This is a genomic window from Pseudomonas sp. PAMC 26793, assembly GCF_000313235.1.
Taxonomy (GTDB): Bacteria; Pseudomonadota; Gammaproteobacteria; order Pseudomonadales; family Pseudomonadaceae; genus Aquipseudomonas; species Aquipseudomonas yamanorum.
In genome coordinates this window covers 589,323-612,952 of the sequence record NZ_AMXG01000023.1, presented here as the reverse complement: position 1 = coordinate 612,952, position 23,630 = coordinate 589,323, and the positions used below count along the sequence as shown (strand labels likewise).

The 23,630-nt window shown below is 61.7% G+C and carries 23 protein-coding genes; 10 read left to right on the top strand and 13 right to left on the bottom strand.

The window, feature by feature from the left end; translation table 11 throughout:
- Position 1 precedes the first annotated feature (1 nt).
- Positions 2-523: a DUF3617 domain-containing protein gene (locus tag D109_RS0110215; RefSeq protein ID WP_017476794.1), complete on the top strand. Its 522-nt coding sequence runs from the start codon at positions 2-4 to the stop codon at positions 521-523.
- Positions 524-665: 142 nt separating this feature from the next.
- Here the strand turns inward: D109_RS0110215 and D109_RS0110210 are convergent, their stop codons facing one another.
- Genes D109_RS0110210 through folE2 form a run of 7 tightly spaced genes read right to left on the bottom strand, consistent with a single transcriptional unit; the run spans position 666 to position 6,308 of the window.
- Positions 666-2,003, bottom strand: a complete 1,338-nt coding sequence (locus tag D109_RS0110210; protein ID WP_017476793.1) for a dihydroorotase — start codon at positions 2,001-2,003, stop codon at positions 666-668.
- A gap of 2 nt (positions 2,004-2,005) precedes the next feature.
- The gene (locus tag D109_RS0110205; RefSeq protein WP_017476792.1) at positions 2,006-2,566 is read right to left on the bottom strand and encodes a DapH/DapD/GlmU-related protein; all 561 of its coding nucleotides are present in this window, start codon (positions 2,564-2,566) and stop codon (positions 2,006-2,008) included.
- A complete protein-coding gene (gene hisI / locus D109_RS0110200) occupies positions 2,563-2,988 on the bottom strand; it encodes a phosphoribosyl-AMP cyclohydrolase (RefSeq protein WP_017476791.1) in 426 nt (141 codons plus the stop codon). Before hisI ends, D109_RS0110205 begins: the two co-directional genes overlap by 4 nt.
- The gene (locus tag D109_RS0110195) at positions 2,985-3,869 is read right to left on the bottom strand and encodes a metal ABC transporter substrate-binding protein (protein ID WP_017476790.1); all 885 of its coding nucleotides are present in this window, start codon (positions 3,867-3,869) and stop codon (positions 2,985-2,987) included. Before D109_RS0110195 ends, hisI begins: the two co-directional genes overlap by 4 nt.
- Before the next feature lie 11 nt (positions 3,870-3,880).
- A complete protein-coding gene (locus D109_RS0110190; protein ID WP_017476789.1) occupies positions 3,881-4,747 on the bottom strand; it encodes a metal ABC transporter permease in 867 nt (288 codons plus the stop codon).
- Positions 4,747-5,415 (bottom strand): metal ABC transporter ATP-binding protein, encoded by a 669-nt coding sequence (locus D109_RS0110185; protein ID WP_017476788.1) that lies wholly within the window; start codon positions 5,413-5,415, stop codon positions 4,747-4,749. Before D109_RS0110185 ends, D109_RS0110190 begins: the two co-directional genes overlap by 1 nt.
- Positions 5,412-6,308: a GTP cyclohydrolase FolE2 gene (gene folE2, locus D109_RS0110180; RefSeq protein ID WP_017476787.1), complete on the bottom strand. Its 897-nt coding sequence runs from the start codon at positions 6,306-6,308 to the stop codon at positions 5,412-5,414. Before folE2 ends, D109_RS0110185 begins: the two co-directional genes overlap by 4 nt.
- 128 nt (positions 6,309-6,436) lie before the next feature.
- Here folE2 and D109_RS0110175 point away from each other — a divergent pair, with 128 nt between their 5' ends.
- The gene (locus D109_RS0110175; protein WP_017476786.1) at positions 6,437-7,660 is read left to right on the top strand and encodes an N-acetylmuramoyl-L-alanine amidase; all 1,224 of its coding nucleotides are present in this window, start codon (positions 6,437-6,439) and stop codon (positions 7,658-7,660) included.
- On the opposite strand, the gene D109_RS0110170 is transcribed toward D109_RS0110175, so the two are convergent.
- On the bottom strand, positions 7,657-8,025 hold the full coding sequence (locus tag D109_RS0110170) for a hypothetical protein (RefSeq protein WP_017476785.1): 369 nt from the start codon (positions 8,023-8,025) through the stop codon (positions 7,657-7,659). The two genes, D109_RS0110175 and D109_RS0110170, sit on opposite strands and share 4 nt — an antisense overlap.
- A gap of 126 nt (positions 8,026-8,151) precedes the next feature.
- On the opposite strand from D109_RS0110170, the gene dksA reads away from it, so the two are divergent.
- From dksA to D109_RS0110150, 4 genes are read left to right on the top strand one after another with little or no spacing between them, the layout of a single operon-like run.
- Positions 8,152-8,556, top strand: a complete 405-nt coding sequence (gene dksA / locus D109_RS0110165; RefSeq protein ID WP_017476784.1) for an RNA polymerase-binding protein DksA — start codon at positions 8,152-8,154, stop codon at positions 8,554-8,556.
- Between the two features lie 27 nt (positions 8,557-8,583).
- The gene (gene zigA / locus D109_RS0110160; protein WP_026077867.1) at positions 8,584-9,789 is read left to right on the top strand and encodes a zinc metallochaperone GTPase ZigA; all 1,206 of its coding nucleotides are present in this window, start codon (positions 8,584-8,586) and stop codon (positions 9,787-9,789) included.
- Complete coding sequence (locus D109_RS0110155) at positions 9,789-10,433, top strand: DUF1826 domain-containing protein (protein ID WP_017476782.1); 645 nt, start codon at positions 9,789-9,791, stop codon at positions 10,431-10,433. The genes zigA and D109_RS0110155 overlap by 1 nt, the downstream gene beginning before the upstream one ends.
- Before the next feature lie 45 nt (positions 10,434-10,478).
- Positions 10,479-11,441, top strand: coding sequence for a GTP-binding protein (locus tag D109_RS0110150; protein ID WP_017476781.1), 963 nt, complete (start codon positions 10,479-10,481; stop codon positions 11,439-11,441).
- Here D109_RS0110150 and D109_RS0110145 read toward each other — a convergent pair.
- Entirely contained in the window at positions 11,435-11,833 is a 399-nt protein-coding gene (locus D109_RS0110145) for a DUF3301 domain-containing protein (RefSeq protein WP_017476780.1), read from the bottom strand. The two genes, D109_RS0110150 and D109_RS0110145, sit on opposite strands and share 7 nt — an antisense overlap.
- A 117-nt stretch (positions 11,834-11,950) precedes the next feature.
- Here D109_RS0110145 and pdxY point away from each other — a divergent pair, with 117 nt between their 5' ends.
- Positions 11,951-12,823: a pyridoxal kinase PdxY gene (gene pdxY / locus D109_RS0110140; protein ID WP_017476779.1), complete on the top strand. Its 873-nt coding sequence runs from the start codon at positions 11,951-11,953 to the stop codon at positions 12,821-12,823.
- On the opposite strand, the gene D109_RS0110135 is transcribed toward pdxY, so the two are convergent.
- Positions 12,820-13,305 carry an acyl-CoA thioesterase gene (locus tag D109_RS0110135; RefSeq protein ID WP_003213461.1) on the bottom strand — a complete coding sequence of 162 codons (486 nt, stop codon included), beginning with the start codon at positions 13,303-13,305 and terminating at the stop codon, positions 12,820-12,822. The genes pdxY and D109_RS0110135 overlap by 4 nt on opposite strands.
- Positions 13,306-13,600: 295 nt before the next feature.
- Here D109_RS0110135 and D109_RS0110130 point away from each other — a divergent pair, with 295 nt between their 5' ends.
- On the top strand, positions 13,601-15,364 hold the full coding sequence (locus D109_RS0110130; protein WP_017476778.1) for a cation:proton antiporter: 1,764 nt from the start codon (positions 13,601-13,603) through the stop codon (positions 15,362-15,364).
- An 84-nt stretch (positions 15,365-15,448) separates the two neighbouring features.
- On the opposite strand, the gene D109_RS0110125 is transcribed toward D109_RS0110130, so the two are convergent.
- The 3 genes from D109_RS0110125 to uvrD all read right to left on the bottom strand — a co-directional run bounded on the left by D109_RS0110125 (position 15,449) and on the right by uvrD (position 19,243).
- A complete protein-coding gene (locus tag D109_RS0110125) occupies positions 15,449-15,856 on the bottom strand; it encodes an SMI1/KNR4 family protein (protein WP_003213456.1) in 408 nt (135 codons plus the stop codon).
- 136 nt (positions 15,857-15,992) lie between these two features.
- Positions 15,993-16,868 (bottom strand): Tim44 domain-containing protein, encoded by an 876-nt coding sequence (locus D109_RS0110120; RefSeq protein ID WP_017476777.1) that lies wholly within the window; start codon positions 16,866-16,868, stop codon positions 15,993-15,995.
- Positions 16,869-17,059: 191 nt separating this feature from the next.
- Positions 17,060-19,243, bottom strand: coding sequence for a DNA helicase II (gene uvrD, locus D109_RS0110115; protein ID WP_017476776.1), 2,184 nt, complete (start codon positions 19,241-19,243; stop codon positions 17,060-17,062).
- A 279-nt stretch (positions 19,244-19,522) separates the two neighbouring features.
- Here uvrD and D109_RS0110110 point away from each other — a divergent pair, with 279 nt between their 5' ends.
- Positions 19,523-22,396, top strand: coding sequence for an EAL domain-containing protein (locus D109_RS0110110; protein WP_017476775.1), 2,874 nt, complete (start codon positions 19,523-19,525; stop codon positions 22,394-22,396).
- Between the two features lie 162 nt (positions 22,397-22,558).
- Positions 22,559-23,425: a transcriptional regulator HexR gene (hexR, locus tag D109_RS0110105; protein WP_010168370.1), complete on the top strand. Its 867-nt coding sequence runs from the start codon at positions 22,559-22,561 to the stop codon at positions 23,423-23,425.
- Positions 23,426-23,630: the final 205 nt, after the last annotated feature.

Below are 23,630 nucleotides of genomic sequence, written 5' to 3'. Positions count from 1 at the left end.
GATGAATGCTCGTCTGCTTGGTTTGGCCATGGTTGTTGGTTTAACGCTGCCCGTGGCGGCGCAAGCGCAGATGCTGGCGCCGGGCTTGTGGGAACTGACCACCAGCAACATGAAGGTCGATAACCAGGACCTGCCGGACTTGTCGCTGATCCTCGGTCAGCTCAAGCAACAGATGACCCCGGAACAACGCGCCATGCTTGAGAAGCAGGGCATCACCATGGCCGGCAAAGGCGTCCAGGTGTGCCTGACTCCAGCCCAGGTGGCGTCCGATTCCATCCCGTTGACGGACCCGCAATCGGGTTGCAAACAGCAGGTGACGGACAAGACCGGCAACCAGTGGAAATTCCGCTTCAGCTGCCCGAAAGCCCAGGGCACTGGCGTGGCGACGTTCCAGAGCCAACAGGAATTCACCACCACGGTGAACGGCACCTTCAACGCCACCGGCGTTCAGCAGAAGGGTAGCCTGGACACCCATGCGCAGTGGTTGGGCAGCAACTGCGGCACCGTCAAACCGCGCGCTTAACCTAAGATAAACCCCGATCAAAATGTGGGAGCGGGCTTGCTCGCGAAGGCGTTGTATCAGAAACACATTCAGTGACTGACACTCCGCTTTCGCGAGCAAGCCCGCTCCCACATTTGATTGGATTGCCAGTTCCTGATTCTCTTTAACGCTGGAAATGCAGCGGCAGCCCTTGGCAACTGTCGTGCACGCGCCCGTCGTGCCAGGCCAGGTGGCCGGAGACCAGGGTGGTGCTGACGCTGTGCCGGAAGCTGCGCCCGGCAAAGGGCGTCCAGCCGCAGCGGGCCAGGATCGGCTGGCTGATGACGGGCTTGCCTTGGGGTTCAGGTTTGATCAGCACCAGGTCGGCCCAATAGCCTTCCCGCAGGTAGCCGCGGTCGGGGATCGCAAACAGGTCCGCGACGCGGTGGCTGGTCTTTGCCACCAGGGTGGTCAGCGGCAGCAAGCCGTCGGCCACCAATTCCAGCAGCGCCGGCAGGGCATGCTGCACCAGCGGTAAGCCTGACGGCGCCTCACGATATGGCAGCTGTTTTTGCGCCCAGGTGTGCGGCGCATGATCACTGCCAATTACATCCAGACGATCACTCAACAATGCCAGGCGCAGGGCGTTGCGATCGGCGCGTGTCTTGATGGCCGGGTTGCATTTGATCTGGTGGCCGAGGTGCGCGTAGTCGCGGTCGTCGAACAAGAGATGATGCAGGCAGACTTCCGCCGTGATGCGTTTTTCCGCCAGGGGTTTGTCTTCGAACAGCACCAACTCCCGGGCGCTGGTGATGTGCAACACATGCAGGCGCGTGCCATGCCGCTTAGCCAGTTCCACCGCCAAAGACGACGAGCGATAGCAAGCTTCGGCATCGCGAATCAGCGGATGAGCCACGGCAGGAATGTGCTCGCCGAAGCGCTCGCGCATCCGTTGCTCGCTGGCCTGGATGCTGGGCGTGTGCTCGCAGTGGGCCAGGAGAATGGTCGGCACCTCGGCGAACAGGCGTTCGAGAACCTTCGGGTCATCCACCAGCATATTGCCGGTGGAGGCGCCCATGAAGACTTTGACGCCAGCCACCTCGCGCGGGTCCAGCGCGGCCACCGTGTCGAGGTTGTCGTTGCTCACCCCAAAGTGAAAGCCATAGTTGGCCACCGAATGCAGGGCCGCGCGACGCTTCTTGTCGGCCAGGGCTGCCAGGTTCAACGTCGCCGGGTTGGTGTTGGGCATGTCCATGAAACTGGTGATGCCACCGGCCACCGCCGCGCGGGATTCACTGTAGAAGCTGCCTTTGTCCGGCGCGCCGGGTTCACGGAAGTGCACCTGATCGTCGATCATCCCCGGTAGCAGCCACTGGCCTTGGGCGTCGATTTCCACGGTGGCATTGGCGTTGTCGATGCTGCTGGCGATCTTCTCGATACGGCCATTGGCGACCAGCAGGTCAGCCTCGAATTCCTGGCCTTCGTTCACCAGGCGGGCGTTGCGGATCAGCAGGCGGCTCATGGTCAGAACTCGTTTTGCAGGGCTTTGTAACCCAGTACCAGGTCGACGTTGGTGCGCGCCACGTCTTCGGAAAATTCCGAGGCGCTGACACTGACCGGCGGGAACTGGGACAGGTCGGTGTTGGGGCCGATGCGGGTAGTGGAGGGAACGTAGAACGCGGCGGGTAAATCGCGGCCATCGACCACCGAGTTGTGCCGCACCACGCAGCCGTCGCCGACGACGCAGTTGAACAGCACGCTGTTGAAGCCGATGAAGACCCGGTCGCCGACGGTGCACGGGCCATGAACGATGGAACGGTGGGCGATGGAGGTGAACTCGCCGATGGTCACGGCGGCGCCGGATTTGGAGTGGATCACCACGCCGTCCTGGATATTTGAATTGGCGCCGATGGTGATCGGGTCCATGTCGCCATTGGCGTCGACTTCGTCGGCGCGGATCACCGCGTAAGGGCCGACAAACACGTTTTCGCCGATGATGACCTTGCCGCAGATGATTGCGGTTTTGTCGACGTAGGCCGATTCGGCAATCACGGGCAGATCGCCGGAAGGGTTCTTGCGGATCATGGGTCAGGCTCCTGGAGAGGCGCAGTGAGGATGTGTACGTGGCGGCCGTCGATGACGTTGTAGAAACAGGTGGGTCGCCCGGTGTGGCAGGCGGGGCCTTGCTGGTCGACGATCAGCAACACGGCGTCGCCGTCGCAATCCAGGCGCGCCTCCACCAGCAGTTGCCAGTGGCCGGAGGTCTCACCTTTGCGCCACAGCTGCTGGCGCGAGCGGGACCAGTAGCAGACCTGCCCGGTGGCCAGGGTTTCTTCGAGGGCCGGGCGGTTCATCCAGGCCAGCATCAACACCTCGCCGCTGCCGTGTTGCTGGGCGATGGCGGCGATCAAGCCATCGCTGTTCCACGGCAGGGCGTCGAGTACACGGTCGAGTGGAAAGCGGCTGCCGATGGCAGCCTTTTCCAGGTCGAGCATGCTCAGTTTCATGGCTTGCTCAGGGCCGCGCACAGGGTGTTGAGGTTGTACTCGAACAGGCCGGTAAAGGTGCTGGCCGGGCCTTCTGATGCCAGGGCGTCGGAGTACAGCGTGCCACCGATTTGTGCACCGCTTTCGTCCGCGATCTGCTTGAGCAGGCGCGAGTCCTTGATGTTTTCCATGAACACGGCCTTGACCTTGTCCTTGCGGATCTGGGTGATCAGCGTGGCGACTTCGGCGGCAGACGGTTCACGTTCGGTGGACAAACCTTGAGGCGACAGGAACTCGATACCGTAGGCCTGGCCCAGGTAACCGAAGGCGTCATGGGAGGTCACGATGCGACGGTTGCCCGGTGGCAGGGCGCCGAACTTGGCCTTGGCTTCCGCCAGCAGGCGATAGATTTCTTTCAGGTACACCTGGCTGTTGTGCTCGTAGTCCGCCTTGTTGGCCGGGTCGGCAGCGATCAACGCTTTGGTGATGTTGTTCACGTAGATCACGGTGTTGGCCAGGTTGTGCCAGGCGTGTGGGTCGGGAATGGTCTCGCCGTCTTCTTCCATGGTGTGGGACAGCACGCCTTTACTGGCGGTGACCACGGTGGCCTTGGTTTCGGTGCTGGTGACCAGGCGATCCAGCCACGGCTCTAAGCCCAGGCCGTTCTTGATGATGACCTTGGCCTTGAGCAGGGCCTTGGCATCGTCGGGCGTCGGTTCGTAGGTGTGGGCGTCGGCGTCGGGGCCGACCATGTTGCTGATCTGGATATGATCGCCACCGACCTGGTGGGTCATGTCGTCAAGAATACTGAAGCTGGTAACCACCTGAAGCTTGTCGGCAGCCTGGGCCGTCGCGAACGACAGCGGCAGCAACACACTGAACAGCACGAGTAGAGCGCGCATCGGGAAACACCTCATTGGGATGTAAGCAAAGGCGGGCGGCGCAGCAAGCCGTGCACCGGACCGAAGACTACGGACAGCAGGTACAAGCCGCCAGCCACCAGCACAATCGCCGGGCCGCTGGGCAGCGAGTAGTAGAACGACAGCAACAAGCCAAGCCACACCGACAGGCATCCCAGCACCGCCGATATGGCGATCAACACCGGCAGGCGCCGGCTCCAGAAACGTGAAGCAATCGCCGGCAACATCATCAACCCGACCACCATCAAGGCGCCGATGGCCTGGAAGCCGATCACCAGGTTCAACACCACCAGCGTCAGGAACAGCCCGTGAGCCAACGGGCCGAGGCGGCTGACGGTTTGCAGGAACAGCGGGTCGAGGGTGTCCAGCAGCAGTGGTTTGTAGATCACCGCCATGGCGATCAGGCTGAAGCCCGAAACCCAGAGCATGCCGGTGAGGGTCGGGCCGTCGACCGCCAGGGCCGAGCCGAACAGCAGGTGCAGCAGGTCCAGGCGTTTGCCGGCGAGGCCAAGAATCAGTACGCCGCTGGCCAGGGAGATTGGGTAGATGGCAGCGAGGCTGGCGTCTTCCTTAAGGCCCGTGCGGCGGGTGATCCAGGCGGCGAGGCCGGCCATGCTCAGGCCGGCGCCCAGGCCGCCGATGGTCAGCGCGGGCAAACTCAGGCCGGCGAACCAGAAGCCCAGGGCGGCGCCCGGCAGGATGCCGTGGGACACCGCGTCACCGATCAGGCTCATGCGGCGCAGGATCAGGAACACCCCCAGCGGCGCCGTGCTGCACGCCAATACCAGCCCGCCGACGAGGGCGCGGCGCATGAATACGAAGTCGAGAAACGGCATCCACAGGTGGGCGGCGAAGTGCATCAGGCCACCTGCATGTGCGGCTGCGGGCGGATCAGTTCTTTGCTGGAGCCGAACACGCAGCCACTGCTTTTGATCTGCACCACTTGCTGGGTGTGTTGGCGGACGGAGCCGAGGTCATGGCACACCACGACCACCGTGCGGCCTTCATCGTGCCAGGCATGGATGTGTTTCCAGCACAGCGCCTGGCCGTCTTCGTCGAGGGCTGCGTGGGGTTCGTCCAGCAGCAATATCGGTGACTCGGCCAAACTCATGCGGGCGAGCAGGGCGCGTTGCAGTTCGCCGCCCGACAAGGCCATCAACGGCCGATGCTCAAGGCCGCTGAGGCACCAGTCTTCGAGTACGGCGCTCAGGCGTTCGGTGCGTTGTTGCGGGGTTTGCTTGCTGCCCCAGAAGCCGGCGGCCACCAACTCTTGCAGGCTGATGGGGAACTGGCGGTCGAGGTTCTGTTGTTGGGGCAGGAACGACAGGCCACCACGGCGTGGAACCTCAATCGTCACTTTCCCGGCCAAGGGCTTCTGCAAGCCGGCGATGACTTTCAGCAGGCTGCTTTTGCCGGTGCCGTTGGCGCCGATGATGCCGGTGAGGCTGCCTTTTTCCAGGGTGAAATCCACGGCTGGGGTCAGTGGTTGGCCAGGGGCGCCCCAGCGCAAAGCGGTGCAGGTGATCATTCGGAAGGTCTCGTCCAGCGGCTTTCAGCCACGGCATCGTGCGCGTGCAGGCTTTCGGCGTGGATTACTTTCAAGTGGAAGGCTTTGACTGCATCCGAGCGTTTCAAGGCGAGGTTCAGGCGGCGGGCGGCGTCTTCGCAGAACATCAGGTTCTGCCCGTTGGCCAGGGCGAAGGCTTGTTCGTCCGCGCGCTTTACGGCGGTTTGTACGGCGGTGCCAAGGGCGGCTTCGGTCTCGTCGATCAGTTGCGTCAGCGGCAGTGTGGGTTGATCGCCTTGAAGGTGAACCTGCAACAGCGCGCTACTGCGTTGGCTGTGGGGCGTGGCGACGATGCCGTTTGCACTGCCGAGCCAGGTCAGCACGTCTTCGTGTTGCAGCGGTGTGCCGGCGAAGTCTTGGATAAATTGCTGCTGAATCAATTGCCTGGCGAGGGCAGCCGAGCACGGGCAGGTTGAAGAGTAAGTAACGTCAATTTTTAGTTCCACGTGGAACATCTGGTTTTCCAGGCGCGCCTCGATGCTCACCGGGTAGCTTTTCCAGCCGGCCAACGGGCTGACCAGCGCCGGGCGTTTCAGCAGCAGATCCGCATGAATCCGCAGGTAGGCATTTGTGGATAAACCTTCATGACTGTCGAGAAAACGTTGCAATACACTGCGCAGCAGTGCTGGCGTAAGGGGTTGCTGTTCAAGCATCTCCAGCGCCAGGTAAAGCCGCGACATATGAATGCCACGCGCCTCGCCGTCGTCCAGGCTGACGCCGGCATCAGCCTTGGCGCTGAGGCGTTGGCCGTCGATCTGAATGGGCAGGGCAATGCCGCACATGCCCACCCAATCCAGCGGCAAGGCTTGGCGTGAAGCCTGCGCGGCGATATCGGGCAGAGTCAGCGCGTTCATGAGCAGGTCCATCGTTGGAAATAAAAAGACATGTTATATTATTACAATTGAATCGACGAAAGTTTTTCTGCTCTGTCTTTTATTCAGTCATGTCGAGTACGGACGCTCCTTTATTTGCGGTGTAAGTCATGCACAGACGTCAACTCCTCAACCTGCTGCTGGCCAGCGCGGTGTTCACCTTGCCCTTGGGTGTGTCTGCCGCGCAGATCCGCAATGCACGGCTGTGGCGCTCGGATAACAAGCTGCGGCTGGTGCTGGACCTCAGCGGCCCGGTGCAATACAAGACCTTTACCCTGACCGCCCCGGAGCGGTTGATCATCGATTTGAGCGGCGCGAAGCTGACCGGGGATTTCAGCCAACTGGCCCTGACCAATAGCGGCATTACATCGATTCGATCGGGGCACTTTGGCCAGGGTGATACGCGGATCGTGCTGGACTTGAAGGCGCCGATGCAGCTCAACAGCTTTCTGCTGCCGCCTCAGGATGGCCAAGGTCATCGCCTGGTGCTGGACCTGACCAGCGCCACTCATGCGCCTATGCAAATCGCTGCGGCACCGGCCGCGTTGGCTGCCCCCGTGCCTGCGCCGGTGGACAAGGCGCACCCGAAACGCGACATCATCGTGGTGGTGGACCCTGGGCATGGCGGCAAGGATCCCGGCGCGATTGGATCAAAGGGCCAGCGCGAAAAAGACGTGGTGCTGTCCATCGCGCAATTGCTGGCCAAGCGCTTGAAGCGTGAGAAGGGCTTCGATGTGAAGCTGGTGCGCAACGACGACTTCTTCGTGCCACTACGCAAGCGCGTGGACATCGCCCGTCAGCACAAGGCCGACATGTTTATCTCGGTGCACGCCGATGCCGCGCCACGGCTTACGGCATCCGGCGCCTCTGTCTATGCGCTGTCTGAAGGCGGTGCGACGTCCGCCACCGCGCGGTTCATGGCGCAGCGGGAAAACGGCGCCGACCTGTTGGGCGCCACCACCTTGCTCAATCTCAAGGACAAGGACCCGATGCTCGCCGGGGTGATTCTCGACATGTCGATGAACGCCACCATCGCCTCCAGCCTGCAGCTGGGCAGTTCGGTGCTGGGTAGCCTGCAAAGCATCACCACGCTGCATCAAAAACGCGTCGAACAGGCCGGCTTTGCGGTACTCAAGTCGCCGGACGTGCCGTCGATCCTGGTGGAAACCGGGTTTATCTCCAACACCCAGGACGCCCAGCGGCTGGTCACCGCGCGCCATCAACAGGCGGTGGCAGACGGTTTGTTTGAAGGGTTGAAGCGCTACTTCCAGAAGAACCCGCCGATGAACAGCTACATGGCCTGGGTTCAGGAACAGAAGAATGGCCAGGTCTAACAGCCGGTGATTCGGCTGCAGGTGAACTTGGCGCTGGCACCACCGGAACTGGAAAATCGGTTGATGGTGGTCCAGCCCACTCGCCGCGTGTAGCCCACCCATGCCTCACCATCGGACGCCAACCCGGTAAAGAACGTCAGCTGCCCGTAGCGGCTGTTGGTCTGTGCCCAGTAGCGTTTGCCGATCACCTCGAAACCCCGCAAATAGGTAGTGCTGCCTGCTGTCGCGACGCTGTAGGCATTGCCCTGGGCGTCGACGCACGCCAGCAGGTTGGCGCTGCGGGTGCAGTTGGCCAGCAGGCTGGGCACTTGGGCGTTGGCCAGGCTCGCCACCATCAGCAACACAGCGCACGACAGGTATTTCATAGAGGTTCTCGGGGCGTTTTCGGCTGCCAGCATTGCGCCCTTCGTCGTCGCGAGCAAGGGGGATTGGCTTATTTGCATTGTTATACTATAACATTAAAGATCAGCCTGACCCGTGAACCACCTCCGATGACCGAACAAGACCTTCTCGCCCAACCGTCCGCCGACTACATGAATGAAGCCCAGCAAGGTTTCTTCCGCGAGCTGCTGCTGGCCCAGCGCAACGAGCTGCAAGCGCGTATCGACGCTGAATTCATGGTGCTGCGCGAACAGGAGCCCAACAGCGATCCTGCCGATGTCGGCAGCGCCGAAGAACAGCGCCAATGGCAACTGCGCCTTCTGGAGCGCGAGAAAAAGCTGTTGGACAAAATCGACGAAGCCCTGGAACGCCTGGCCCGCGGTGAATACGGCTGGTGCCGTGAAACCGGCGAGCCCATCGGCCTCAAGCGCCTGCTGCTGCGCCCCACGGCCACCCTGTGTATCGAAGCCAAAGAACGTGAAGAGCTGCGCGAACGCCATCAACGGGCGATTTGACCGGCCAACCCTGATGAGGAATACCTGATGCCCAATCGTCTCCCCGTTACTGTGCTGTCCGGATTCCTCGGCGCCGGTAAAAGCACGCTGCTCAACTACGTCCTGCGCAACCGCGAAAACCTGCGGGTGGCGGTGATCGTCAACGACATGAGCGAAATCAATATCGATGGCAGTGAGGTCCAACGCGACGTCACCCTCAATCGCGCCGAAGAAAAACTGGTGGAGATGAGCAACGGCTGCATCTGCTGCACCTTGCGCGAAGACCTGCTGGAAGAAGTCGGAAAGCTCGCCAAGGAAGGTCGGCTCGATTACCTGCTGATCGAGTCCACCGGCATCTCCGAGCCACTGCCGGTGGCCGAAACCTTTACCTTCCGCGACGAAGAAGGCCAGAGCCTGGCGGACATCGCCCGGCTCGACACCATGGTCACCGTGGTCGACGGCATGAACTTCCTGCTCGACTACCAGGCTGCCGAAAGCCTGGCGTCCCGCGGCGAAACCCTGGGTGAAGAAGACGAGCGCTCGATCACCGACCTGCTGATCGAGCAGATCGAGTTCGCGGATGTGATCCTCATCAGCAAGATCGACCTGATCAGCAGCCGCGAGCGCGAGGAGTTGATGGCGATCCTGGAGCGCCTGAATGCCCAAGCGGAAATTATTCCGATGGTCATGGGCGAGGTGCCGCTGGCGAAGATCCTCAACACCGGCCGCTTCGACTTTGAGCGCGCGTCCCAGGCGCCGGGCTGGTTGCAGGAACTGCGGGGCGAGCACGTGCCGGAAACCGAGGAATACGGCATCGCCTCCACCGCGTATCGCGCCCGCCGACCATTCCATCCGCAGCGTTTTTTCGACTTTATCGACCGGCCTTGGGTGAATGGAAAACTGCTGCGCTCCAAGGGCTTTTTCTGGTTGGCCAGTAAACATCAGGACGCCGGTAGCTGGTCCCAGGCCGGCGGCTTGATGCGCCATGGCTTTGCCGGGCCCTGGTGGCGTTTCGTGCCGAAAACCCAGTGGCCGCAGGACGAGGAGGGTGTCGCTGCGATCATGAACAACTGGCAGCCGAGTACCGGTGATTGCCGCCAGGAACTGGTGTTTATCGGCCAGAACATCGACTTCGCGCAGATGACCGCCGAGCTGGACGCCTGCCTGCTCACCGACGATGAAATGGCCACAGGCGTTGAAGGCTGGCGCTTGTTGGCTGATCCCTTTGGCCCTTGGTTCGAAGAGGCTGCCTGATGCTGGCACCGACCCTGAAACTGCGCCCGGTGGTTCGCCAGACCCACGGTGAAACCCCGGCCGTGCTCACCGATATCCTTGAAGACGGCGTGAATCTGGCGGTGTGGCAGCGTCAGTTGCCGCTGCACATCGCCGAGTTCGGCGCGTTGCTGGTGGCGCTCAATGAGCCGTTGGCCGAGTCGCTGGTGGTTGAGCTGAACAGGGAAGACGCCGAGCCGAACTTGCAGGACTTTGCGTCAGGTTGCCGTGATCTTGAAGGCTACGAAGGCTTTATCGCCGATGTGTCGTGGCTGGTCAGCGCCTTTGGCTGTTTGCTGGGTGCCAAGCGTATCGGCGTGCGCTTGCGGCTGTTGGACAAGGCGATGTGCCCGCGCTTTCACGTGGACCATGTGCCGGTACGGCTGATCACCACTTACGCCGGTATCGGCAGCCAGTGGTTGCGCGAAGGCGTCATGGAGCGGCGGCACCTGAGCCAGGCGAGCGCGGAGCCGGAAGAGTGCATTGAGCAAATCCACTGTGGCGAAGTGGCCTTGCTCAAGGGCGAAAAATGGCACGGTAACGAAGGCTTTGGCCTGATCCATCGTTCGCCGCCGCTGCAAGCCGATCAACGACGGTTGATTCTGACGCTGGATTGGTTGGCGTAACCGGGTAGGATCGAACCTCTCTACACGGTCTGAATGATGTCCACCATGCTGCAGAACATTCCAACCCACGTGATTGCCGGGCCCTTGGGCGCTGGCAAGACCAGCCTGATCAAGCACCTGCTGGCCCAGCGCCCGGCCAACGAGCGGTGGGCGGTGTTGATCAATGAATTCGGGCAGATTGGCCTGGATGCTGCGCTGCTGACCCGTGATGACGACGGCATTGCCCTCGGTGAAGTGGCGGGTGGCTGCCTGTGTTGCGTTAACGGGGCGCCGTTTCAGGTAGGACTGGGGCGTTTGTTGCGTAAGGCCAGGCCCGACCGGCTGTTTATCGAACCGTCCGGGTTGGGGCATCCGGCTCAATTGCTCAAACAACTGCGGGAAGCGCCCTGGCAGCAAGTGCTGGCGGTGCAGCCGTGCGTGTTGGTACTGGATGCCCAGGCGTTGGCGGCGGGCAAGCCACTGCCCAACGCCCAGCGTGAAGCATTGGCCAGCGCCGGGCTGTTGGTATTGAACAAAAATGAAGCCCTGAGTGATGCGCAGCGCTTGTTGATTCAAGAGCAATTGCCCGACCGGCCGATCTATTGGACGCAGCAGGCGCAGCTACCGTTGGCGCAGTTACCGGGTTTGAACGTTCAAGCCGCCGCGGCTGTGGATAACTTCGAGGTGCCCAAAGGCGTGGGGCAAATGCCGGCCATCTGGACGGATCCGTCAGTGCCGATTTGCCTGAGTCAGGGCCAGGAGGGTGATTGGAGCGTTGGTTGGCGCTGGCATCCCAGTCAGCAATTCGACCCGCAGCGTCTGCAGCAATGGCTGGCGTTGATGGACTGGCGGCGGGCAAAACTGGTTATCCACAGCCCCGACGGCTGGGTATCGGCCAACGCTGTGGATAACGCCGCGTTCGCCTGGCGGCCCAGCGAATGGCGCCGGGATTCGCGGATCGAATTGATCTTCAGTGAAGCGCAGGACATTGCGCAGTTACAGCGCGGGTTAGCCGATTGCCGTCAGTGACGGGTCTTGCTGCTGCCATGCTCCTGGCGCCACTGGCTTAGCTCGATGATCTCGGCGCTGGGCAGTGGCGTCTTGATCTCGAACGGGTAGGGCGCCAGCTCGATTTGCGCGCTATGGGCGCCGAATTGGGTGATGGTCCCCGGGTGCCGTGTTTCGCCGGTCACGGTGAATTCGAAGTTGTAGATCCGTGCCAGGCGCCGCCGACCGCTGGCATCCTTCACAAAACCGATGCGTTTCAACGCCACGGCGCCATCGAGCAGCTCGATGTCGAGCTTGGCGCAGTGCTGCTTGACCCGTTCCAGCGCCCGCTCGCGCAGGCCGTGGTTGTGCCACAGCCAGGCAGCACCGGTCGCCAGCAGCATCAGCACGAAGATATTTCCGAGGGTCAGCATTCGATGAACTCCAACAAAGTGTGGCCAGCTTAACTGCGTCTCCGGTCTGTCGTACAGGCCGCGTTTAGTCGCATACTGCGCAGCCAGAATATCAATGGCTTTACGGAAATCCCCTGCATGAAACGTACGCCCCATCTGCTTGCGATCCAGTCTCATGTGGTCTTTGGCCATGCCGGAAACAGCGCCGCCGTGTTCCCCATGCAACGGGTCGGGGTGAACGTGTGGCCGCTCAATACCGTGCAGTTCTCCAACCACACTCAGTATGGTCAGTGGGCGGGAGAAGTGTTGGCGCCGCAGCAAATTCCTGCGCTGGTGGAGGGCATCGCAGCAATTGGCGAGCTGGGCAACTGTGATGCGGTGCTGTCGGGCTACCTGGGCAGTGCGGCCCAGGGGCGGGCGATCCTCACCGGCGTGGCGCGAATCAAGGCGATCAACCCCAAGGCGTTGTACATGTGCGACCCGGTGATGGGCCATCCGGAGAAAGGCTGCATCGTGCCCCAGGAGGTCAGCGACTTTCTGCTGGACGAAGCGGCAGCGATGGCCGACTTCCTGTGCCCCAACCAACTGGAGCTGGACAGCTTTGCCGGGCGCAAGCCGCAGTCGTTGTTCGATTGCCTGGGCATGGCCCGTGCGTTGCTGGCTCGTGGGCCGAAAGCGGTGTTGGTCAAGCACCTGGATTATCCCGGCAAGCTGCCGGACGGTTTCGAGATGCTGCTGGTGACGGCCGAAGGCAGTTGGCACCTGCGCCGGCCGCTGCTGGCGTTCCCGCGTCAGCCGGTGGGCGTGGGTGACCTGACGTCGGGCCTGTTCCTGGCGCGGGTGTTGTTGGGCGACAGCCTGGTGGCGGCCTTTGAGTTCACCGCTGCAGCGGTGCACGAAGTGCTGCTGGAAACCCAGGCGTGCGCCAGCTATGAGCTGGAACTGGTGCGCGCCCAGGACCGGATTGCACATCCGCGGGTTCGCTTTGAGGCGACGCCGATAGGGCTTTAAGGCCCGTCGGCCTTGATTTCCTGATAGCGTTTTTCCAGCTCCTGGCGAATCTGCCGGCGTTGCTGGGCCTGCACAAACCGGCGCTTGTCTTCGCTGTTCTGCGGTTGCAGCGGCGGCACGGCGGCCGGTTTGCGCTGGTCATCCACCGCGACCATGGTGAAGAAGCAGCTATTGGTATGGCGCACCGAACGCTCGCGGATGTTCTCGGTGACCACTTTGATCCCCACTTCCATCGACGTGTTGCCGGTGTAGTTGACCGAAGCCAGAAAGGTCACCAGCTCACCGACATGGATCGGCTCGCGAAAAATCACCTGGTCCACCGACAACGTCACCACATAGCGGCCGGCATAACGGCTGGCGCAGGCGTAGGCCACTTCGTCGAGGTATTTGAGCAGCGTGCCGCCGTGCACATTGCCTGAAAAGTTGGCCATGTCAGGGGTCATCAATACTGTCATCGACAGCTGGGCGTTTCCGGGTTCCATAGCACACTCACGGGTTGTAGGCATTGGGTGGGGAGGCACCTCTGCGGGTGCTGGAATCTTTGCAGAGCCATTCATAACGGGACGCTGGGGCCCGGCTTGCCGTCACGCCCGGGGCGATCTGTTTCCATATATTGCACCGGCTTTCTGTCGCAAGTCGCGGTGTTACCCTTCAAAAGCCCGTCTCAAAGGCAATTCTTACAATCAAGGCAGACTTTTCTTTCCGTTCATTGCGACCTTTCGCGGCGCATGCGTGGAAATGGGAAAAGCGCCAGTACCCCTCAAGGAGCCCCTCGCCATGCACGCCATCAGCTTTATCCAAGACCTGGCCGTGATCATGCTGGTGGCCGGGGTGGTGACGATCCTGTTCCATCGGCTCAAGCAGCCGGTGGTGTTGGGGTATATCGTCGCCGGCTTCATTATCGGCCCGCACACCCCACCGTTTGGCCTGATCCACGACGAAGGCACCATCAAGACCCTGGCCGAGCTTGGAGTGATCTTCCTGATGTTCTGCCTGGGCCTGGAGTTCAGCCTGCGCAAGCTGTTCAAGGTCGGTGCCACGGCGTTTATCGCGGCGTTCCTCGAGATCATCCTGATGATCTGGATCGGCTACGAAATCGGCCGCTGGTTCGACTGGAACACCATGGACTCACTGTTCCTGGGCGCGATCCTGGCGATTTCCTCCACCACCATCATCGTCAAGGCGCTCAATGACCTGAAGATGAAAAACCAGCGCTTTGCCCAGCTGATTTTTGGCGTGCTGATCGTCGAAGACATCCTGGGCATCGGCATCATCGCCTTGCTGTCGAGCATCGCCGTCAGTGGCACGGTCAGCTCTGGTGAAGTGTTTTCCACCGTCGGCAAGCTGTCGTTGTTCATGATTGTCGCGCTGGTGATCGGGATCTTGCTGGTGCCGCGCTTGCTGGAGTACGTAGCCAAATTCGAAAGCAACGAGATGCTGCTGATCACCGTGCTGGGCCTGTGTTTCGGCTTCTGCCTGCTGGTGGTCAAGTTGGAATACAGCATGGTGCTGGGGGCATTCCTGATCGGCGCGATCATGGCCGAATCCCGGCAACTGTTGAAGATTGAGCGCTTGATCGAACCGGTTCGCGACATGTTCAGCGCGATCTTCTTTGTCGCCATTGGCTTGATGATCGACCCGCAGATCCTCCTGCAATACGCCTGGCCCATTGCGGTGATTACCGTGGCGGTGGTGCTGGGCAAGATGTTGTCCTGCGGGCTGGGGGCGTTTATCGCCGGCAACGATGGCCGCACCTCGCTGCGGGTGGGGATGGGTCTGTCACAGATTGGCGAATTTTCATTCATCATCGCCGCGTTGGGCATGACGTTGCAGGTCACCAGCGACTTCCTGTACCCGGTGGCGGTGGCGGTTTCTGCGATCACCACGCTGCTTACCCCCTATCTGATCCGTGGCGCGGACCCGCTGTCGCTGAGGATCGCGGCGGTCATGCCCAAGCGCATGAGCCGGGTGTTCGGGATGTATGGCGAGTGGTTGCGCAGTATTCAGCCCCAGGGCGAGGGGGCGATGCTCGCCTCGATGATCCGCAAGATCATTTTGCAGGTGGGGGTGAACCTGGCGCTGGTGGTAGCGATCTTCTTTGCCGGCGGCTTCTTTGCGGCACGCATTGGCGGTTATCTGGAAGGCTGGGTCAGTGATCCGAGCTGGCAGAAGGCATTGATCTGGGGTGGCGCGCTGCTGCTGTCGCTGCCGTTTTTGATCGCGGCGTACCGCAAGCTCAAGGCGCTGTCGATGCTGCTGGCGGAGATGAGCGTGAAGCCGGAAATGGCTGGGCGCCATACTCAGCGCGTGCGCCGGGTGATCGCCGAAGTGATCCCGATTCTTTCGCTGCTGGTGATTTTCCTGCTATTGGCAGCCTTGTCGGCCAGTATCCTGCCGACCAACAAGTTGCTGGTGCTGATCGCCGTGGTGACGGCCGCCGTGGCCGCCGTGCTCTGGCGCTGGTTCATCCGCGTGCATACGCGGATGCAGGTCGCCTTGCTGGAGACCCTCGATAACCATAAGGATACGCCGGAGCACTAAGTGGGCCTGAGGCTGGGGCTGCTTCGCAGCCCAGCGCGAGCAAGCTCGCTCGCCACAACAAGCGCCCTTGGCACACAGTAGGTCTCAGCTTTCCAGCCAGACGTCCCGCGCCCAGTGCCACACCGATTCCCAGGTTTCTTCGGTGACGAGTTCTTCTTCGCCGGACCACAGCACCACGGTGCCGTCTTCTTCGACGCAGTAGTAGTCGTCGCCGTCCTGGCAGATGGGGATCATGCTGCGGTCAACACCGGCATCCCAGGCGTTGGCGGCAACGTCTGGCAGGTAGGTGTGGGACTGTGGGTCGGTGACGGTCACCGGCTCCAGGCTGCCGTAGACCACGTCGCTGACGGTCAGCAGGAATTCACGGAAGACGAACGGAATATCGATGAACAGTTGTTCCTCGATTTCCACCAGTTGGTCTTCGTCAGGCAGCTCCAGAGGAACCGGTACCGGTTCGTTGGCTTCACGCAATTGTTCGATAACTTCTTCCACGGCCGGGATCCTCTTGCTAGATGGCGCGGTTTATAGGGGCGTTTTATACAGTAGCTCGCTATAAGTGCAACCGTGAAATAGAAAACCCCGGACAAGTCCGGGGTTTTTGTTACTGCATACTCGAAGCGTGCAGGGATCAGCCGTTCTGGCGGATACCGGCGACCAGCCAAGGCTGGTTCTCGCCTTGTGGGCGTTCCATGTTCCAGCTTTCGCTGAACACTTCGCCCTGGTCGAAACGCGAGGTCTTCGACACGCCGCTGAAGGTCAGGGTGGCGATGGTCTTGTCGGCGCGGTCATCCACACCTTCAAGCTGCACTTTCAGGTCTTCGATGTAGGTTGACTGGAAGCCGTCGCCCAGGTCAGCACGTTCGCGCTTGAGGAACTCCAGCAATTGCGGGGTCACGAACTCGGCGATCTTGTCCATTTCGTTGGCGTCCCAATGTTGCTGCAGGGACTGGAAGTGGCTGCGGGCCGCTTCGACGAAACGCTCTTCGTTGAACCAGGCTGGCGCGTTGATCACCGGACGAGCGGCGGCAGGAGCCGCCGAACCGCCGAAGATCGAACCCATTGCAGCAGGCTTCTGCTCGAACACTTCACGCTGCATCGGCGCGCCAGCTGGAGCCATGTGCTCCTGCTGCTTGCGGCGACGGGCGGCGATAAAGCGGAAGATCAGGAAGGCGATGACCGCCATGATCAGGATGTCGAAGATCTGCATGCCCTGGAAGCCGCCGCCCATGAACATGGAGGCGAGCAGGCCACCGGCCGCGATACCGGCCAGAGGGCCCAACCAGCGCGAAGCACCGCCAGCCTTGGCAGCAGCGCCTGCGGCACCGGCCGCGCCAGCGGTCGCAGCTGCGCCGCCCATGCCGCCGCCGGATGGGGCCATTTGGCTGGTCTGGTGGCTCGGGGCCGAGCCCATGGATTTGCCGCCACCGAAGCGCTTGGCGTTGGCGTCGAGGCTCATCGTCAGGCCGATGCACAACGCCATGGCGATGCTAAGAAAACGTTTCATAAAGGGAATTCCCATTTGTGGATTGCACGCGCGCCATGTTGCACAGGTGTGATGTCAGTGGCTAGCGGCATAGTGTTTCGGGCTTTTGCGTAGGGCCAATACCGAATCGTCTGTAGGACTTAGTACAGATATTGGCCCCACCGCTGCCAAATACAAGAGCGGGGCAACATCCTTCATGTTCTGCAGTTGTTTCAGATTGCTTCGAGCTTGGCGTAGCCCATCATCAGCCACTTGCTGCCTTCGGCGAAATTCACCTGCACCCGGGCCTGGGCGCCTGAGCCTTCGAAGTTGAGGATCACGCCTTCGCCGAAGATCGCATGCTTGACCTGCTGGCCAAGGCTGAATGGCGTCTCGGGGATTTCCGAGCCGGCGAACATGCTGCTGGAGTTCTGCTGCTGGCCGCCGCCGAATGGTCGGCTGACGCTGTTGGACAGGCGCACTTCCTGAATCAGCCCTTTTGGCACTTCACGTACGAAGCGCGAGACCTTGTTGTAGGTCTCACTGCCGTACAGGCGGCGCGTTTCGGCGTAGGTCATCACCAGGTTCTGCATGGCCCGGGTGATGCCCACATAGGCCAGGCGGCGTTCCTCTTCCAGGCGGCCGGGCTCTTCCAGGCTCATCTTGTGGGGGAACAGGCCTTCTTCCATGCCCACCAGGAACACGTACGGGAACTCCAGGCCCTTGGCGCTGTGCAAGGTCATCAGCTGGATGCTGTCTTCGTGCTCGTCAGCCTGGGTGTCGCCGGCCTCCAGCGAAGCATGGCCGAGGAATGCTGCCAGTGGCGTCAGGTCTTCGTCTTCTTCGTTGTTTTCGAACGCGCGGGCGGCGCTGACCAGTTCCTCAAGGTTTTCTACCCGGGCCTGGCCTTTCTCGCCTTTTTCCGCTTCGTGGTAGGCGATCAGGCCGGACTGCTCGATCACGGTCTGGGTCATCAGGTGCAGGGGCATTTCCATGCACTTGGCGGCCAGGTTCTCGATCAGCTCGACAAACACGCTCAAGGCACCGGCCGCACGGCCGGTCAGGCCCTTGTTGGCGACCAGCAGGCGCATGGCTTCCCACATCGACACATCGCTGTGGCGTGCATGGTCGCGAATCGCCTCGACGGTCTTCTCGCCAATGCCGCGGGCCGGGATGTTGATCACCCGCTCCAGTGCTGCATCGTTGCCGCGACCTTCCAACAAGCGCAGGTAGGCCATGGCGTTCTTGATTTCAGCACGTTCGAAGAAGCGCTGGCCGCCATAGATACGGTATGGAATGCGCTCGCGCAGCAAGGCTTCTTCCAGCACCCGGGACTGGGCGTTGGAGCGGTAAAGGATCGCGATATCGCTGCGGGCCAGGCCGGTTTTCAGGGCGCTTTCGATGGTTTCCACCACGTAGCGCGCTTCATCGTGTTCGTTGAAGGCGGCGTACAGGTTGATCGCTTCGCCTTCGCCGCCGTCGGTCCACAGCTCTTTGCCCAAGCGTCCGGTGTTGTTGGCGATCAAGGCGTTGGCGGCCTTGAGAATACCGGCGGTGGAGCGGTAGTTCTGCTCCAGGCGAATGGTTTCGGCGTCCGGGAAGTCGTCGCTGTACTGGTAGATGTTCTCGATTTTCGCGCCACGCCAGCCGTAGATCGACTGGTCGTCGTCGCCCACCACCATCAAGCTGTCGCCGCCCTTGGCCAGCAGGCGCAACCAGGCGTACTGCACGGCGTTGGTGTCCTGGAACTCGTCCACCAGGATGTGGCGGAAACGCTTCTGGTAGTGCGCCAGCAAGCCCGGATTGTCGCGCCACAGGTCGAGGGCGCGCAACAGCAGTTCGGAGAAGTCGATCACACCGGCGCGCTGGCAAGCCACTTCATAGGCTTCATAAATGCTGCGCATGGTGGCCAGGAACAGGTCGCCGCTGGCCTGGATATGTTGCGGGCGCAGGCCTTCATCTTTCTGGCCGTTGATAAACCACTGGGCCTGACGGACCGGCCAGCGTTGTTCGTCCAGGCCCAGCTCGCGGATCACCCGCTTGACCAGGCGTTGCTGGTCGTCGCTGTCGAGAATCTGGAAGGTCTGGCTCAGGCCGGCTTCCTGCCAATGGGCCCGCAGCAGGCGGTGCGCCAGGCCGTGGAAGGTACCCACCCACATGCCGGCCGGGCTGATGCCCATCAACTGCTCAATGCGATGACGCATCTCGGCAGCGGCCTTGTTGGTGAAGGTCACCGACAGGATGGAGTGAGGCGAGGCGTTCTCGACCTGGATCAACCAGGCGATACGGTGCACCAGCACTCGGGTTTTACCGGAGCCAGCACCGGCCAGGACCAACTGACGGCCAACGGGGGCCGCTACGGCCTGGCGTTGGGCATCGTTGAGGGAGTTCAGCAAAAGGGAGAGATCATCGCGCATCGGCGCATTCTAGGGTGCCCGGGGGAGTCGGGCAAATCCCAATGCCGGATGGTCGCGGGAAAACTTCAGGGCCTGCACTGGATAAGGCAACAATCTGTTCACGGTGATGACCGGTCGGTCATCGCCCACAGCCCGCGCCCTGTCTCACTCAAGCTGTCTGGCTCCAAGGTTTGCGCCTGATTATCAGGCTGTTTTTATGACGTGGAGCAGTTTGGCCCGAGCGTTTGCTTGTGTATGCTCCGTCGACGTTTCGGGCTCACCATTATAAGAACACTGCCTATGACCCTTAGCATTGACCTGGCTGGCCCCTCGGTGGCGCCGGCGCAGGTTATCCGCAAGCACTACGCCATGGAGATGGCGGTCGAGCGCACGCGCCTGCTTTACCAAGGCTCCCTGCTGCCTACCTTATTAATGCTGGTGAATGGACTGGTCTGCGCCTGGTTACTCTGGAGCCCGCAGCGCTACTTGCTGGACAGCATTTGGCTGGTGTGGCTGCTGGCGCTGGTGGCCCTGCGGGTGATTCAGGTGGCGGCGTTCGATTCGGCCATGCCGAGCCGTCAGGCGCAGCCGATCTGGCGCCGCATGTTCATGCTGGGCTCGGCCGTCAGCGGCCTGACGCTGGCCAGTGCTGCCATCGCCCTGGTGCCGGTGGACAGCTTCGCGCAACAGGCCTGGGTGTTCGGCTTGCTCGGCGCGGCGACCTTGTCCGCCAGTGTGGCCTACGCCGTCAGCCTGCCGGCGTTCCTGTCGTTTGCCTTGCCCTGTCTGGTGCCGGCCATCCTCTATTTATTCTGGACCGGCGACCCGCAGCAGCAGGGTTGGGGCTTTTTGGGCCTGATTCTGCTGGCCTCCCTGAGCCTGGTGGCGTGGCAGGTCAACCGCCTGATCCAGCGCGGGCTGCTCAGGCGCTTCCAGAACCAGGCGTTGATCGAGCACCTGCAGCAAGCGCAGCAGCGCAGCGAGCAGTTGAATCAGGAACTGGTGCGTGAAGTGGAGCAGCGACGCCAGGTCGAGCAAGAGTTGCGCGAGGCGCAGATCGGCCTGCAACAGCGCGTCGATCAGCGTAGCCAGGAACTGGATGTCGCCAGCCTGGCCCTGAGCAAAAGCGAGGCGCGCCTGGCGATGGCCTTGCAGGCCAGCGAACTGGGCCTGTGGGACTGGAACCTGCAAACCGACGAGGTTCACCACACCCAACTCAAGGAACTGTTCGGCCTGGAGCCGGAATACGTCACGGCGATGCTCAGTCATCTCAAGCCGCGTCTGCACCCGGACGATTTACCGCTGCTCAAGCGGGCGCTGGTGGAACACCTGAAAGGCCGCAGCGAGGATTACCTGGTGGAATACCGAGTGCGCCATGGTGACGGCCATTGGGTGTGGATTCAGGACCGTGGCCGCGCCGTGGAGCGCTCGCCCAGCGGACGCGTCACGCGGATGCTCGGCACCCGCCGCGACATCAGCGCCGGCAAGGTCCTGGAAGAACAGCAGCGCCTGGCCTCGACGGTGTTCGAGGCGGCCAGCGAAGGCATTGTGATCCTCGACCCGGACTACGTGCTGATAGCCGTCAACCAGGCGTTCAGCCGCGTCACCGGCTTCGACATTGACGACATGATCGGCCGCAATGTCGTCGAACTCCCCTGCAGCCGCGACGCACGGCGGCACTTCCCGGTGATCCGCCAGGCGTTGCTCAGCCACGGCACCTGGCAGGGCGAGCTCGTGGAGACCCGCAAGAACGGCGAACTCTATCCGCAGTGGCTGCAATTGAACGTGGTGCGCGATATTCGGGGAAACGTCAGCCACATCGTGGGTTTCTTCGCCGATCTGTCCGCACGGCGCGAGTCCGAAGAGCGCATGCGCTATCTCACGCACTACGACGAATTGACCGGGCTGGCCAACCGCTCGCTGTTCCGCGAGCGGCTGCGGGAAGCTCATCAACGTGTGCGCCAGGGCGGCCGCAGCCTGGCCCTGCTGCATATCAACCTGGACCGTTTCAAGCTGCTCAACGACAGCCTCGGGCATGAAGTGGCTGACCAGTTATTGCAGAAGATGGCCCGCCGCTTGATCAACGCCTTGCCTGAAGCCGACACCATTGCGCGGCTCTCTGGCGATGAATTCGCCGTGCTGTTCGATGCGTACGGCAACCTGTCGAGCCTGGCGCGGGTGGCCACGCGGCTGCTGGCCAAGTTGCGGGTGCCGGTGACGGTGGAAGGGCATGAGTTGGTGGTCAGCGCCTCAATGGGTGTCAGCCTGTTGCCCGACAATGCGCGGGAAATATCCGCGCTGGTCAGCCAGTCGAACATGGCCATGCAGCACGCCAAGCATTTGGGCGGGAATAATTTCCAGTTCTACACCGACAGCCTGCAAGCCAGCACCCTGGAGCGCTTGCAGCTGGAAAACCAGCTGCGCAAGGCGATTGATGAGCGCCAGCTCACGGTGTTCTACCAACCCAAGCTGTGCCTGGCCACCGGCAAGCTGAATGCCGCTGAGGCGTTGATCCGCTGGGAGCATCCGCAGTGGGGCATGGTGCCGCCGGGGGACTTTATCGGGCTGGCCGAAGAAACCGGATTGATCGTACCGCTGGGGGAGTTGGTGTTGCGCCAGGCCTGCTGGCAAGCCTGTGAGTGGCAGCGCCAGGGGCTGGCGCCGATCCGTGTGTCGGTCAACCTGTCGGTACACCAATTGCGCCAGGGCAAGCTGGTCAGCCTGGTGCGCCAGGTGCTGGAAGAAACCGGGCTTGATCCGCAATACCTGGAGCTTGAACTGACCGAAAGCCAGTTGCTCGACAGTGTCGAGCACATCATCTCGACCTTCCAGCAACTGCGCGACTTGGGTGTGAAACTGGCGATTGATGATTTCGGCACCGGCTACTCGTCCCTCAGCTACCTCAAGCGCATCCCCGTGGACTACGTGAAGATCGACCAGACGTTCATTCGCGGCCTCGGCCAGGGCCGCGAAGATGCCTCGATCACCCGCGCAATCATCGCCATGGCTCACGGGCTGTCGCTCAAGGTGGTGGCCGAGGGCGTGGAAGATCAGCAGCAGCTGGATTTCCTGCGGGCCGAGCAATGCGATGAAGTGCAGGGCTATTTGATCAGTCGGCCGATGGAGGCGGACGGTCTGGCGGATTTGTTACGAAAAAATGCCGATTTTCCGTAGTTGAGCCCAAGCTGCTCGCGGGGCTACATCGAGCCTGCCCGCTGATTCAGCGGGCAGCAGCGTGATTAAGTGATGCATCGAACGGGCAAATCGGTAATTCTTGTAGTATAACTACAAGCTTGCTACATCCCTGGCGTCTGCCAATAACAAGAGTCCAGCCCTTTGAACCTGTTGCAACATATCGCCCAGTCGCGCCACCTGTTACGCAAATCGGAACTCAAGGTTGCCGATCACGTGCTGCTTGACCCTGCGGCTGTGATGCACAGTTCCATGGCCGACCTGGCCCACAGCGTGGGCATCAGCGAGCCGACCATCGTGCGCTTCTGCCGCGCCATTGGTTGCTCCGGTTTCCAGGACTTGAAGCTCAAGCTGGCCCAGAGCCTTGCCGCCGGTGCGAGCTTCGGGCAGTTCGCGATTCACGAAGACGATTCCGTCGCCGACTACAGCCTGAAAATCTTCGACACCACCCTGCATACCCTGATGGAAGTGCGGGAAAAGCTCGACCCGGTAGAGCTGCAAAAAGCCGTGACTGCCATGTCCCAGGCCCAGCGCGTGGAGTTCTATGGTTTCGGCGCGTCCGGTGCGGTGGCGGCGGATGCCCAGCACAAGTTCTTCCGTTTGTTGCTGACCGCGGCGGCCTACAGCGACCCGCACATGCAGGCGATGTCAGCGGTGACGTTGAAGCCTACCGACGTGGCGATCTGCATTTCCCAGTCGGGCCGCTCCAAGGATTTGCTGATCACCGCCAACCTGGTGCGTGAAAGCGGCGCGACCCTGATTACCCTGTGCCCGAGCCAGACGCCATTGGCGGAGCTGTCGACCGTCAACCTGGCGATCGATGTGCACGAGGACACCGAGATCTACACGCCGCTGACCTCGCGTATCGCCCACCTGGTGGTGATCGACGTGCTGGCGATGGGCGTGGCCATGGCGCGGGGCCCGAGCCTGGTCAACCACCTCAAGAGCGTGAAGCGCAGCTTGCGCAGTCTGCGGTTGTCACCCAAGTCCGTAAAAGCCCTCGACGACTGATAGTTTGTACGCGGACCAATTGTGGGGGCGGGCTTGCTCGCGAATGCGGAGTGTCAGTCACTGAATATGCTGGCTGGCCCACCGCATTCGCGAGCAAGCCCGCTCCCACATTTTGATTGGGTTCTGCCCCGGAAGATTCATCGTCCTGTCATCCCCGTGCCGCTAAACCGTCATTGCCCGCGCCCATCCTGAACTCCCCTTACTC

Coding starts and splice junctions, on each gene's coding strand:
- D109_RS0110170 (WP_017476785.1), bottom strand. CDS start 8,025: ATGAAATACCTGTCGTGCGCTGTGTTGCTGATGGTGGCGAGCCTGGCC.
- dksA (WP_017476784.1), top strand. CDS start 8,152: ATGACCGAACAAGACCTTCTCGCCCAACCGTCCGCCGACTACATGAAT.
- D109_RS0110195 (WP_017476790.1), bottom strand. CDS start 3,869: ATGCGCGCTCTACTCGTGCTGTTCAGTGTGTTGCTGCCGCTGTCGTTC.
- D109_RS0110205 (WP_017476792.1), bottom strand. CDS start 2,566: ATGATCCGCAAGAACCCTTCCGGCGATCTGCCCGTGATTGCCGAATCG.
- hisI (WP_017476791.1), bottom strand. CDS start 2,988: ATGAAACTGAGCATGCTCGACCTGGAAAAGGCTGCCATCGGCAGCCGC.
- D109_RS0110210 (WP_017476793.1), bottom strand. CDS start 2,003: ATGAGCCGCCTGCTGATCCGCAACGCCCGCCTGGTGAACGAAGGCCAG.
- zigA (WP_026077867.1), top strand. CDS start 8,584: ATGCCCAATCGTCTCCCCGTTACTGTGCTGTCCGGATTCCTCGGCGCC.
- D109_RS0110150 (WP_017476781.1), top strand. CDS start 10,479: ATGCTGCAGAACATTCCAACCCACGTGATTGCCGGGCCCTTGGGCGCT.
- D109_RS0110135 (WP_003213461.1), bottom strand. CDS start 13,305: ATGGAACCCGGAAACGCCCAGCTGTCGATGACAGTATTGATGACCCCT.
- D109_RS0110185 (WP_017476788.1), bottom strand. CDS start 5,415: ATGATCACCTGCACCGCTTTGCGCTGGGGCGCCCCTGGCCAACCACTG.
- D109_RS0110120 (WP_017476777.1), bottom strand. CDS start 16,868: ATGAAACGTTTTCTTAGCATCGCCATGGCGTTGTGCATCGGCCTGACG.
- uvrD (WP_017476776.1), bottom strand. CDS start 19,243: ATGCGCGATGATCTCTCCCTTTTGCTGAACTCCCTCAACGATGCCCAA.
- D109_RS0110145 (WP_017476780.1), bottom strand. CDS start 11,833: ATGCTGACCCTCGGAAATATCTTCGTGCTGATGCTGCTGGCGACCGGT.
- D109_RS0110215 (WP_017476794.1), top strand. CDS start 2: ATGAATGCTCGTCTGCTTGGTTTGGCCATGGTTGTTGGTTTAACGCTG.
- D109_RS0110110 (WP_017476775.1), top strand. CDS start 19,523: ATGACCCTTAGCATTGACCTGGCTGGCCCCTCGGTGGCGCCGGCGCAG.
- D109_RS0110130 (WP_017476778.1), top strand. CDS start 13,601: ATGCACGCCATCAGCTTTATCCAAGACCTGGCCGTGATCATGCTGGTG.
- folE2 (WP_017476787.1), bottom strand. CDS start 6,308: ATGAACGCGCTGACTCTGCCCGATATCGCCGCGCAGGCTTCACGCCAA.
- D109_RS0110175 (WP_017476786.1), top strand. CDS start 6,437: ATGCACAGACGTCAACTCCTCAACCTGCTGCTGGCCAGCGCGGTGTTC.
- D109_RS0110155 (WP_017476782.1), top strand. CDS start 9,789: ATGCTGGCACCGACCCTGAAACTGCGCCCGGTGGTTCGCCAGACCCAC.
- pdxY (WP_017476779.1), top strand. CDS start 11,951: ATGAAACGTACGCCCCATCTGCTTGCGATCCAGTCTCATGTGGTCTTT.
- D109_RS0110190 (WP_017476789.1), bottom strand. CDS start 4,747: ATGCACTTCGCCGCCCACCTGTGGATGCCGTTTCTCGACTTCGTATTC.